At 67.6% G+C, this 10,621-nt stretch carries 13 protein-coding genes; 7 read left to right on the top strand and 6 right to left on the bottom strand.

The window, feature by feature from the left end; translation table 11 throughout:
* Positions 1–539 precede the first annotated feature (539 nt).
* The gene (locus L0C59_RS11170) at positions 540–1,805 is read right to left on the bottom strand and encodes a primase C-terminal domain-containing protein (protein WP_341474752.1); all 1,266 of its coding nucleotides are present in this window, start codon (positions 1,803–1,805) and stop codon (positions 540–542) included.
* A 194-nt stretch (positions 1,806–1,999) separates the two neighbouring features.
* Entirely contained in the window at positions 2,000–2,467 is a 468-nt protein-coding gene (locus tag L0C59_RS10645) for a MerR family transcriptional regulator (RefSeq protein ID WP_071678292.1), read from the bottom strand.
* A gap of 153 nt (positions 2,468–2,620) precedes the next feature.
* On the opposite strand from L0C59_RS10645, the gene L0C59_RS10640 reads away from it, so the two are divergent.
* Both L0C59_RS10640 and L0C59_RS10635 read left to right on the top strand, forming a co-directional pair.
* Positions 2,621–2,893: a DUF4258 domain-containing protein gene (locus L0C59_RS10640; RefSeq protein ID WP_152024493.1), complete on the top strand. Its 273-nt coding sequence runs from the start codon at positions 2,621–2,623 to the stop codon at positions 2,891–2,893.
* An 11-nt stretch (positions 2,894–2,904) separates the two neighbouring features.
* The gene (locus tag L0C59_RS10635) at positions 2,905–3,129 is read left to right on the top strand and encodes a DUF2283 domain-containing protein (protein WP_234559284.1); all 225 of its coding nucleotides are present in this window, start codon (positions 2,905–2,907) and stop codon (positions 3,127–3,129) included.
* Between the two features lie 462 nt (positions 3,130–3,591).
* On the opposite strand, the gene L0C59_RS10630 is transcribed toward L0C59_RS10635, so the two are convergent.
* The 4 genes from L0C59_RS10630 to L0C59_RS11165 all read right to left on the bottom strand — a co-directional run bounded on the left by L0C59_RS10630 (position 3,592) and on the right by L0C59_RS11165 (position 7,021).
* Positions 3,592–3,942 carry a hypothetical protein gene (locus L0C59_RS10630; RefSeq protein ID WP_243091314.1) on the bottom strand — a complete coding sequence of 117 codons (351 nt, stop codon included), beginning with the start codon at positions 3,940–3,942 and terminating at the stop codon, positions 3,592–3,594.
* Entirely contained in the window at positions 3,939–4,709 is a 771-nt protein-coding gene (locus L0C59_RS10625) for a hypothetical protein (RefSeq protein WP_243091313.1), read from the bottom strand. Before L0C59_RS10625 ends, L0C59_RS10630 begins: the two co-directional genes overlap by 4 nt.
* Positions 4,710–4,715: 6 nt before the next feature.
* On the bottom strand, positions 4,716–5,015 hold the full coding sequence (locus tag L0C59_RS10620; protein WP_243091312.1) for a ribbon-helix-helix domain-containing protein: 300 nt from the start codon (positions 5,013–5,015) through the stop codon (positions 4,716–4,718).
* Positions 5,016–6,745: 1,730 nt separating this feature from the next.
* Complete coding sequence (locus L0C59_RS11165) at positions 6,746–7,021, bottom strand: DUF2442 domain-containing protein (protein ID WP_015618050.1); 276 nt, start codon at positions 7,019–7,021, stop codon at positions 6,746–6,748.
* Between the two features lie 217 nt (positions 7,022–7,238).
* On the opposite strand from L0C59_RS11165, the gene L0C59_RS10610 reads away from it, so the two are divergent.
* The 5 genes from L0C59_RS10610 to L0C59_RS10590 all read left to right on the top strand — a co-directional run bounded on the left by L0C59_RS10610 (position 7,239) and on the right by L0C59_RS10590 (position 10,189).
* The gene (locus tag L0C59_RS10610; protein ID WP_093008633.1) at positions 7,239–7,556 is read left to right on the top strand and encodes a DUF7718 family protein; all 318 of its coding nucleotides are present in this window, start codon (positions 7,239–7,241) and stop codon (positions 7,554–7,556) included.
* 2 nt (positions 7,557–7,558) lie between these two features.
* Positions 7,559–7,831, top strand: a complete 273-nt coding sequence (locus L0C59_RS10605) for a DUF5647 family protein (RefSeq protein ID WP_015618048.1) — start codon at positions 7,559–7,561, stop codon at positions 7,829–7,831.
* 312 nt (positions 7,832–8,143) lie between these two features.
* A complete protein-coding gene (locus tag L0C59_RS10600) occupies positions 8,144–8,770 on the top strand; it encodes a hypothetical protein (RefSeq protein WP_011279291.1) in 627 nt (208 codons plus the stop codon).
* Positions 8,730–9,467, top strand: coding sequence for an ABC transporter ATP-binding protein (locus L0C59_RS10595; protein WP_181409406.1), 738 nt, complete (start codon positions 8,730–8,732; stop codon positions 9,465–9,467). The genes L0C59_RS10600 and L0C59_RS10595 overlap by 41 nt, the downstream gene beginning before the upstream one ends.
* A complete protein-coding gene (locus tag L0C59_RS10590; protein WP_038054955.1) occupies positions 9,464–10,189 on the top strand; it encodes an ABC transporter permease in 726 nt (241 codons plus the stop codon). Before L0C59_RS10595 ends, L0C59_RS10590 begins: the two co-directional genes overlap by 4 nt.
* Positions 10,190–10,621: the final 432 nt, after the last annotated feature.

Genomic DNA, 10,621 nt, shown 5'->3' with positions numbered 1-10,621 from the left:
TATGCTGGGGAAAGGCCCGGGATCCTAGGCCTCAAGGAGTGTGGGGTTTATGCGGGGGTTCCCCCGCCGCCCCGAGTAGAGGCCCGGCCTCCCTCTTCTCCGGGTCCCACCCTCCCCCGGGAAGGGGTCCCTGGCCCGTCCTAAGACCCCTAGAAGGCCGGGGGGCGGGGGGAGGGGTATGGAAGGTGCCCCCCCGCCCACCCCCCGCCTTAAAAGCCGTTTTAGGGGCGGTCCTCGAGGGGGGAAGTCGGGGTTTTTGCCGTCCTGGACGGCGAAAATCGCGCGTGGGTGGGGTAAATATGTGAGGTATCTCACTTTCTCTCGGATCTCGGGTTATCTACCCAAAGGAAAAGGGAATTTTTGCAGTTTGCGGAAAAAGAGGGGGGACTTTAGCCGTTAGCTACGCTACGGGGACTATCTCAGCTTGCTTATACGGCCCCTTCGGGGCCGGCGGGGGGCGCACCCCCCGCACCCCCGCCTGTATACTCTGATAGCCACCAGCTTGTGTGCACTTTTGGGGGTTTGCGCCGTCCTGGACGCTACTGCCGCATCCTCTTCAGCCACTTGGCGGCGGTGTTCCGGTGCACCCCCGCCTCCCGGGCCAAGGCCGTGGCCGTGATCCTCTCCCCCCGGGCCTGGAGGCGCTTGAGGGCCTCCACCAGCCTCTCCTCCGCCTCCTTCCTCCGCCGGGATCCGCGCCGCTTTCCGCCCTCCCGCACCGCCTCCTGGAGCCCCTGGCCCTGCAGGGGCGGGATGAGGGCCCGGGCCTGGGGGGAAAGCCGGCTCCGGTCCGGCCGCCCCGTGGAGGAGACCGCGTACACCCGTCCGCCCTGGTAGCGGTCGTAGGTCCACTTCGCCACGCTCTTGGCCGTGTGGTGGACCTCCCGGGGGCTCAGGGGCCCCTTGGGGTGGTCCCGGAAGAGGGCCTGGTTCAGGGCGTGGGCCCTCTGCTCCACCCAGGCCCGGAAGGCCTCCCGGCCCCCGGGATGCCCCCGGAAGAGGGCCACCTGGGCGTAGGCCTCCGCCCGGAGGCGGTCAAACAGGGTCCTGTTCCGCCCGTAGGAGGCCAGCCCCGGATCCAGCCGCTTGCGCCTCCCGGAAGGGAGGAGCCCCCGGAGCTCCCGGTGCAGGTCCCGCAGGCTCCACCGCTTCCCCCCGCCCCAGGTCCACTCCGACGGGTGGAGGAAGGGGTTCCGGGAGAGGAGGCCGTTGTAGCTGGGGTCCGCCCCGTAGTAGGCCTCCAGCAACGCCTCCACCTCCGCCAGGAGGGCCAGGGCCCCCTTCAGGCTCTCCTCCCGCCCGGGCGGGGGCTTGAGGGGGATGGGGTCCAGCTCGTACCAGGCGTGGAAGTGGCCCGATCGCGGGTTGACCAGGACCAGGGAGGGGGGGAGGGCACGAAGCCTCTCCTCCGCCTGGGGCCAGGGAAGGTCCACGTCCACCACGAGCCGCAAGACGGCGTGGGGGTAGTGGCCCACCTGGACGTGGACCCTCTTGAGGGCGTTCTCCCGCTTGTAGACGCGCACCCCCGCCTGGGGATCGTCCGTGGCGTAGGGGTAGCGGGGGAGGGTCTGGGCGAAGTGGGCGAGGTAGGGCCGCTGGAAGGCCTCCCGGGCCCGCTCCGAGCGGGGGGGAGGGGCCAGGAGGTGGGCGCGAAGGGCCTCCAGGGGGAGGCCGTAGAAGGCCGCGAAGAGGGAGAGGGCCCTCTCCCCCAGGGCGCGGTCCTTCTGGAGGAGGTTCAGAATGCTGGCAAGGGTTTTACGGGCTTCCTCGTGATGAAGGCTTCCCGGCCGGATTGGAGTTTCCACGCTTGCCTCCTTCCCCCGGCCGGGTTAGGATGGAGGCCTCCTGGGGAGGAGAGGCCTCGGCTGTTCATCCGGCCGGGGTCTTTGCACATAACCCCCATTCTAGGGCAAGCTCCCAGGGCCAGGTTCCCAAGAACCCCAAGGAAAGGCTTCCCCAAAGCTCAAGGCGTAGGCGGGCCAGGTGCGAACCCCCTGGCTCACCGCCCCCAGAACCGCCACCAGGGCCGCCTCCTCAAGGTAGCTTCGCTGACCGGGGGCTCCAGGGCCTTCAAGGCCTCCCTGAGGCAGGCGTTCTCCTCCCGCAGGGCCCGGAGTTCCCCCTCCACCCGCTCCAGCCGTTCGGCCAGGGCCCGGAGGAGGGCCAGGGCCTCCCCCTCGGAGGGGAGGGCGAGGCCGGCGGCCGGGAAGTCCCCCTGGACCCGGGCCAGGGCCTCCTCCAGGGGGAGGCCTTCCCGCAGGTGGGCCTCCCGGGCCGCCTGGAGGCGGGCCAGGGCCTCCTTGGGCCAGAGCCGGCCCCCCCGGGGGTCCCGGGGCAGGGGGCCCACCACCCCCTCCCACAGGGCGGCGTAGCGCCGGAGGGTGGCCGGGGAGACCCCCAGGGCCCGGGCGGCCAGGTGGGGGGGCAGGAGGGTCTGGCCGAGGTCTTCCCCTTCCGAGTGGTCCATGACCGCAGTCTACCCAGGCGCTCAGGGTGAGCGCTTACCGCTCACCCCCGGCGCTGAGCGGGCGCTCACCCCCTTGGGGCGATTCCGGAAGGGCGCACCGAAGGGCCTAGGCCACCCAGACAAAGGCGGCCCTCCTTGGGTAAGCTCAGGGGCGTGCGGGAGAAGCCCGTCCGGCTCACCGCCCACGCTCGTATGCGCCTCGCCCGAGGAGCCACCCAGGAAGAGGTGGAGCGGGCCATACGGGAAGCCCCCTGGGCGCCAGCCCTGGAGGGAAGGTGGAGCGCCACCCTAGAGTTCCCTTTCGCGGGGGAGTGGAACGGTCGGCGCTACAATGCCAAGCAGGTTCGGCCCATCTTCGTGGAGGAAGAGGACGCCTTAGTGGTCATCACCGTTTACGTCTACTTCCTGCCCAAGGGGGGTCTCTGAAAGGAGGAAGCATGCGAATCACTTACGACCCGGAAGCCGATGCCCTCTACATCGCCTTCGGGGAGGGCCCCGCCACCGTGGAGGAGGTAGCCCCGGGGGTAGCCCTGGACTGGGACAGGGAGGGAAGGCTCTTGGGGATTGAGATCCTGGACGCCAGCCGGCGCCTCTCGGACCCCAGGGCCCTCTCCCGCCTCCTCCTCGAGGCCCTCCCCACCTGGGAGAAGGCGGGGGCCTAGGCCGCCCGGTCGGGCAGGATGGGGCCCTCCCTGGAAGGGGGCGTAGACCAGGGTCCCCCTGGCCGCCTCCAGGGCATAGGCCATCAGCTCGGGGCCCGAGGGGTCCAGGGCTACCAGGACAGGGGTGGGGAAGGGTCCCCCGCAACCCGGGATCCCGCAGGAGGTGATCCACGAAGAGGCCGTGCACGCGGCCAATCCTCAGCTCCATGGGGTTCCTCACCACGCCTCCCTCCCCTCGGCCTTCGCGGCCGTAGGCCTCAATGGACTCCCAGGCCCGGGCAAGGAGGTCATCCCGGGCTCAGTTCAGGTGTTCCCCGGAGGTGGGGGAAAGGTGGGGCATGAGCTCGTGGCGGGCGATCCGGCTCCGGTCCCGATGGACCCCGCCTCCGGCCGTGCCGGACCAGGCCACCCAGACAAAGCAGCCCTCCTTGGGATCCAGTCACTCCAGCTGGACCGTCCCGTCTACCCCAAAAGCCGCCGCACCCACGCCCTCCGGGCCTCCCGGTAGGCCTCCCGCTTCGTCTGGCCCCGCGCGAGGATGGTTTCCGGGCCCACCTCGGCGCTGGCGATGTACCCCTCCCCCTCGGGATCCCGGGCGGCCGAGGGGGCCCCGTACCGGTCCCACCCCTCGGCGATGGTCTCGGCGATGAGCTCCAAAAGCCCCTCCTCCCAGACCTCGGGGGAGAGGTCCAGGGCGTGGCGGCCGTACTTCTGGCGCAGGTAGGTGCAGAAGGGCCCCAGGTCGGGGTCCCGCTCGGGGTCGGGGAGAGTCTGGGCCAGGGCCCAGAGGACCCCGGCGAGGCGCCGGATCACCCTCCGCCCCCCTTCCGGTGGGCCTCCCACCACTCCCCGAGGGTCCGGGGAGGCTCCTCGGGGTAGAGGCGCATCCCGATGGGGGAGAGGGGGGCCTTGGGCCACGCCTCCACGGCCTTCCGCCAGGGCGGGGCCTTCCATTGGCCCGAGGGATCCCGCAGGTGCCGGTCCCCCCAGAGCTTCTGCACCCTGCGGCGGATCTCCTGGACCTGGCTCCACACCCCGCTGAACATGGGCAGGTTCCCCAGGGCCTTCATGTGGCCCACGAGGGCCCTCCAGTCCCCTTCGGCGGCGTAGGCCAGGGCCTCCTCTAGGAGAGCCCGGTGGAACTCCTTGGTGAGGAACCATGTCCACCGCCCACGCTGGTCCGGTTTGAGCACGTACGTGGCCCGCCAGGCCTCCTTCCTCCACGCCACCCAGGTAAGGGGGCGGTCCTCCACCCGCTGCATCCTCTCCCCGGGGAGCTCTTGGGTGGCCAGGAGGAGCATGGGCCAGGTGGGGGGAGGGTCCTCCGGGGGCATGACGCTCACCGGGGCCAGGAGGAGGTGGGCCACGGGGAGGCGGGCCTCCTTCCGGATGGCCCGGGCCTTGGGGGCGATGAGGACCGCGTGTTTCTCGTCCAGCTTCTTCACGGCGGCCAAGACCTTCTCCACGGGGGCCGTCTGGACCTGCCACCAGGTGTACCCGTCCCGGCTCACCAGGCGCAGGGCCTGGGCCAGGAGGGCGGACTGGCTCCTGAGGAGGGGGTAGTCCTCGGGGTCGGTCATGGCGGTCTACTCCTGGGCGGCCCCGGAGAAGAGGGAGGGCGTGTCGGAGGGGGGCGTGTCGGAAGGCTCTTCGGGTTGCTCGTTAGGCGGCTCTTGCGCCTTCTCTTTTGTCGCCCTAGCTCGGTACTCCTCCGCAAGCATCGTCAGGGCCTCTCGGGCGAGCTCGGAAAGCGTCATACCGTGCTCCCTGGCGAGGGCTTCCAGAGCGCTATGGGTGGCGGGATCCAGGCGCAGAGTGAGGCGCTCCTCGAGGCGGGGCTTGGCCTTCTCCTTTAGGCGCTTCTCCAGGCGGGACAGGGTGGACATGGCGGCCTCCTTTGAGGTGTAGGGTAGCGCGGGGGGCGGGGGATTGTAAAGAGGATGCCCTTTATTTCACGCGTTCCCGGGCGTTCCCTGGCTCTTAGTGAGGTTCCTTTGGGCAACCCGCTTGACCTGGGGCGGGGGGGCCGCGTAGGCTGGTGGTGAACCCTAACCCGGGTGGTGCCGGGGCCGGACAAGTAGCCTAGGAGCTGCCACTCCGATGGTGAACGCCGGGGAAGCGGGGTGCCGGGGGAAAATCCTGGCTCGCCCCGCACTCAACGCGGCGCTCCGGGGGCACAGCCTCCGGTTCGACCGCAATCCACATACCCCGAGGGATCGGGGGCGACGGTTGGGCGACCCGGAAAGGGTCCTGGGGGCGAACCCCCAGGGCTGACCGCGGGAAACCCGGTGAAAGTCCGGGCCACGGGATGGGGTGAACCCATAGCCCCATCACGTGTGCGGAGCAGGCCGGTGCTGAGGGTGCCGCGAGGCACCAGGGGGCTGAGGGAGACTGGAGGCCCCGCTGACCAGGGAAAACGGGAGGGGAGACCCGCACCGGATAACCTGGGGCGCACGATAGCTAGGCCTGTAACGGGGGGGGTGCGACTCCCCCTCTGCTCCGAGCCCCCCGCCTGGGGTCCGTGAAGCCTTGGCCGTGCCCGGAGTACCCCGAGCTCCGGAACCTCGTAGGGGGAAAGGGCCACGCAAGCGGCCAGGGCATAGCGAAGGCGGGAAGGTGGCAGGTACCGCGGTCTAACGGGGGAACCTCTCGGCCTGGACCCCGGACCTGTGGCAGCAGGGACGAAGGGGGACAGGTGAGCCGTGGGGAGTAGCCGTGCGGCGTACGGAGGCCAGGCCTCCCGAGGCGGCGGCGAAAACCCGGCGCGCGAGAGGGGGAGACTGCCCGAGTACGAGGGGGGAAGCTGCGGTGGGGGCCCCGTACCCGCCGTGGTGGAACCTGGCCTAAGGGCCTAGGAAAGGGCAGACCGGCTTACCCTGGGGCTTCCACCCCAGGGGGCCTCGGCACCGCTTCGGGGGCGGGGGGCAACCCCTGCCCCGACAACCGGGAGAGGGATCCCGAGGGGAAGATGGAGTACCCGAGGGGACGTTGACGATCACGACCACAGGCGCTTACCCCCACCGGGGGAAGCCTCCGGGAGGAGGTGGATCCTGGCCACAGGGGGGAGCGTGGCGGCCACGGGCCTAACCGTGGCGGCGAAGGCCGGCCAAACGGGCCAGCCACGGCGTCCTCCGGCCGTACAGGAGGGGGCGTTCCCGGGCCCAGAAACCGGGAGACGGGAAGCCCGGAGCTCCCCGCGGGGGGTTCCCGGGCGGTGGCCGGAAGGGCCTGCGGGCCCGGAAGGACACGAATCTCAGGGCGAGAAGCCCACCCTTACAGGGGGACACCCTTATCCCCCACCCCCGGCTGACACCTCAGCCGGGGTTTTCTGTTTGCCCCTCAAGCCGCCTGGAAGGCCCCTGGAAGGCCGGGGAAGGGGTGGGGGGCTACTTCCCCTTGGCCCTCGAGGGGGCGGCCTTCTAGGGCCCTTAGAGGCCGGGAGAGGTGGTCTTTTGCAAGTCCATGCCCTTCCCACCCCCCGGAGATCCCGGGGGGTGGGGTGCATAAACCCCCCAGGTCTTCCCTGGATCCCCGGCAAGCCTATGCGGTCCGAGGGGTCATTTTGGTCGCTTTTCGCCCTTTCCTGCGCGAAAGTTCGCCTTCGCGCAAAGAGGGCCTAGGCCCCCGAGGCCTCCGCCGGCAGGGGAAGCCCGGTGCCTAGGGCCTGGGCGTAGAGCACCAGGGGGTCCAGGTCCAGCCCCCCGGGCCAGACCGGGGCCCCGAGCTCCGGGTCCACCCGCACCTGGGCGAAGAAGCCGGGATCCCGGAGGCGGGAGAGGAGCCCGGGAAGCTCCAGGGCCGAAAGGTCCACCACCCCCTCCTTCCCGTCCGAGAAGCGGAGCCGGAGCTTTAAGACCTCCAGGGGCCTGGCCTCCACCACTTCCACCACCATCCCCTCCAGACTACTCCAGGGGTGGGATGGGCCTCAGGGGCTCGCCCCGCCGGGCCCGCTCCCAGTTCTCTAGGAGGGCTTCCCGGTGCAGGGAGGCCCACTCCACCACCAGTCCCAGGGCCCTGGGAAGCCCGGGGGAGGGGCAGGAGGCACTCCCCTTCGGGTGGAAGGCCTTCTAGGTCCCTTAAGGACCGGGAGAAGAAGGTAACTTGGGGCGATGGTCCGTAGGCGGGAAGTGGTCATCGGCCCCGACCGGCGCCTCCGGGTCACCTTGGAGGTGGAGCGGGGGAAGTTGCGCTCCTGGGCGGTGCAGCTGGAGTGGTGGGACCCCGAAGACGGCCGCTGGGTCTGGGTGGCCCGTTACGACACCGCAGGGGGCAGGGCCCACCGGGACCGGAACCGCGTCGCCGCCCACGAGCCCGTGGACCTTCCCGAGGATCCCGGCAGGGCGGCGAAGGTGGCGGAGAAGGAGCTCTCCCAGCGGGCCGAGGAGTACATTGAGGCCTACCGGGCCGCCAAGGCCCAGGGGAGGTAAGCGTGGTGAACCCCGCGGAAAGGCTGGCCGAGCTGGACGGGATCCTCATGGACCACCTCCTGGAGGCAGGCCTCCTCCAGGAGCTCCCCGAGGCCTACCGCCTGGTCCTCCTCCCCCTGGACGAGCCCGAGGTGGCGGCGAAGGCCCTGGCCTGGGCCCGGGAGGCCCCTAACCCCGAGGGCTGGCCCCTGGTCTACGCCCTCTTCCTGGAGGGGAGGCCCGTCCGCCTCCTCCTGCCGGGCAGGGAGGTGGAGGTGGCCCCCAGGGCCGCCTAGGGGGGCGGGAGAGGCCCCGGAGAGCTCCGAGGGAGGAAGGGCAGGCGCAGGACCGCCTCTCCCAAGCCTCCCCCACTCCACCACCCCCAGGACCAGGACCAAGCCCCAGGAGGCGGGGAGGAGGTGGGGCCTCCGGGCCATGAAGCGCACCACAAGGGGCCTCACCGGGAAGCCGCACCCGCGCCCCCTTCCATGGCTCACCAAATTCTCATGTTGGAGAGCAACAGTTAGGGTACGGGTGGAATCAATCACAAACCGACCAAAAAGATAATGCTCGTTTCTTCCGCAGCTCGTGTGAGTCGGGTCGTTGGTATGACGCTTGAAACCCTTCTCGCTGCGAACACCGCATATGAGGAAGCCATCATTGCAGCATTTAACGGTTCGTACGACGAGGCACTTTCTCACCACAACCAGAGCCTGGACCTTGCGGCAACCGCAAAGCAGCGCTTGCGCGACATTGATGCTGCTTACACCATGATGCTCGAAGACATCGCTATTGAGAAATATCCGGGTAACCCGCTGGCTCCAAAGCTCGAACCTGATGTGCTTCGCAAAGAGCTTTCAGGAAAGGTGCTACTTGATTTGAACACAGTTCTCTTTGATGAAATGGCCAGTGCGATCAAAGCACAAAACCTCGTGGAAACCTTCAAGAAGGAACAGGCGCAATTCGCCAAAGTCAAGGAGTACTTTGGACCCTACCTCGATGCTCTAAGGGAATCCAAGGATCGGCTCGAGAGCAGCGCGCACGATCCCCGGGTTTGGGTACGGGCGGTGGATGACGGTGAGGTTCCCATACGCTCCACATACCTCGCCCTTCTGACGGGTTTCCTGGGGGCCTTTCAGCGATTTGTCTACAGTACGGCGATTTCGACGGATCTCTACTACAAGACTGAGGGCCGTGGCGGTCTCATCAACGAAGGGGCAGCCGTACGTCGTTGAAGCTAAAGGTGTCGTGAAAACCTACCCCGGGGGGACACCTGCCCTCCGGGGAGTAGATTTTTTCCTGCGGACGGGGGAGCGGGTAGTTCTCCTCGGTCCGAACGGGGCAGGCAAGACCACGTTGGTGAAGATCATCGCTGGGTTGGTGGAACCAGATGCCGGCGAGCTTAAGGTGTTCGGAAGCCGCCCTACTCCGGGCAAACGGCGCTGGCTAAGCTTTCTTTTTGAGGAGGCCGAGAACCTCTACGGATACCTGACAGCCTGGGAGAACTTGCTTTTTTACGGCAGGCTCGCGGGTGTCCCCGAACGCACCATCCGTGAGAAAGGCTTAGAGTTGCTGTCCGCGTTTGGTCTGGGGGAAGCGAGAGACCGGTTGGCCCAGAACCTCTCGCGTGGACAGAAACAGCGACTCGCCCTTGCCAGCACCCTGATACAGGAAGCTGCGGCCTATGTCCTCGATGAACCGACCTTGGGGCTCGATCTCCAATCGCAAAACGACCTCATTGCGCGTATCAAGGAACTCCCCACGGTTCTCATTACCACGCACGACCCGGTTTTGGCCTGGGAAGTTGCCGACCGTTTCATAGTGCTGAAAGGAGGTGAAGTTCGCGAGATCGCGGTTCGTTCGGATCTCGCAGCCAAAGGGGTCCATGACCCAGAAACGCTCCGGAATTGGCTTTTGGAGGTGTACCGGTGACTCCCCTTTTTCGCGCTTTTCTGGCACGCAGCTTTGCCCTTCAGAGGCGCTATTTTACCGATTATGCGCTTGGACTTTTAGTGAAGGTGTTTTTCTTTACCGCCATTCTGTATACCAGCCAGGGGTATTCAGCGCGACCGGCCTACGTAGCCGGATTTTTACTCTGGTATCTCGCCGCGCACTTGCTGGCAAGGATGGCCAACTTCTTTCTGGAGGAAGCTTATCTGGGCACGCTAGGCCGGTTGCTCGCCTCGCCCCACTCCCCCGCGGCCCTTGTCGTTGCGCTCTCCCTCGCTGAGCTTTCGATGGCCCTGCCCTGGGTCGCTGCCCTAGCAGTTTACGCTAGGCTGAGCGGTGTTTCGCTGGCTGGCCTCGGGCCGGAAGCGCTGGCCGCCAGCTTGCTGGCGCTGACAGGCGTTTGGGGGCTCGGCCTTTCGTTGCTCGCAGCCTCACTGCGCTACAAGCAAGTGGGGAGCTTTACCGAGATGCTCACCTTTTATCTTCTCCTTTTTTCCGGGTTCTTCGTGCCAGGGGAAAAGTTACCCTTAGCCTTACGCACATTGAACACGCTGAATCCCTTGGAATGGGCGGTTAGGGTTTTTCTAGGAGAGGGGTTCGGGCCGCTACTGGCTGTAACCGTGTTTTGGGTGTTGGTTGGCGGCGTGGCATTTGCCCACAGTTATAGCTGGGGAAGGCGCAGCGGCCGGCTCCTCGATTATTAGAAACTTCTGGCGCTGTCCTCTGCGAGAAAGCCAGCTGAAACTTGCACTTCTACGGTTCCTCGGAAAAGGCCCGGGCTTTTGGTCCCGCATCTTCGTTCCCCGCCGCACCTCTCCATGAGATTCTCGGTGAGGCCACACCGCACCCCCGAGGGGCCCACGGCCCGCCCTAAGGCCCCTAGAAGGCCGGGGGTGGGGGAGGGGGCTATTCCCCCTTGACCCCCTCTCCCCCCCCGCCTCAAAAGCCCGCTCAGGCCCTTCCAGGGGGGTAGGTGCACGAAAGCCACCTTTCGCGCAAGAAAGGCCGTCAGGAAGCCGGAAAACCGGGGGCCGGGTGCATAGGCTTGCGGGGAAAGCCCCAGGATCGCGGCAAGATTATGCTGGGGAAAGGCCCGGGATCCTAGGCCTCAAGGAGTGTGGGGTTTATGCGGGGGT

This window comes from Thermus neutrinimicus (assembly GCF_022760955.1).
Taxonomy (GTDB): Bacteria; Deinococcota; Deinococci; order Deinococcales; family Thermaceae; genus Thermus; species Thermus neutrinimicus.
This window is presented reverse-complemented; position numbering and strand designations above follow the sequence as displayed.

Coding starts and splice junctions, on each gene's coding strand:
- L0C59_RS10645 (WP_071678292.1), bottom strand. CDS start 2,467: ATGGACCACTCGGAAGGGGAAGACCTCGGCCAGACCCTCCTGCCCCCC.
- L0C59_RS10635 (WP_234559284.1), top strand. CDS start 2,905: ATGCGAATCACTTACGACCCGGAAGCCGATGCCCTCTACATCGCCTTC.
- L0C59_RS10625 (WP_243091313.1), bottom strand. CDS start 4,709: ATGACCGACCCCGAGGACTACCCCCTCCTCAGGAGCCAGTCCGCCCTC.
- L0C59_RS10620 (WP_243091312.1), bottom strand. CDS start 5,015: ATGTCCACCCTGTCCCGCCTGGAGAAGCGCCTAAAGGAGAAGGCCAAG.
- L0C59_RS11165 (WP_015618050.1), bottom strand. CDS start 7,021: ATGGTGGTGGAAGTGGTGGAGGCCAGGCCCCTGGAGGTCTTAAAGCTC.
- L0C59_RS10610 (WP_093008633.1), top strand. CDS start 7,239: ATGGTCCGTAGGCGGGAAGTGGTCATCGGCCCCGACCGGCGCCTCCGG.
- L0C59_RS10600 (WP_011279291.1), top strand. CDS start 8,144: ATGACGCTTGAAACCCTTCTCGCTGCGAACACCGCATATGAGGAAGCC.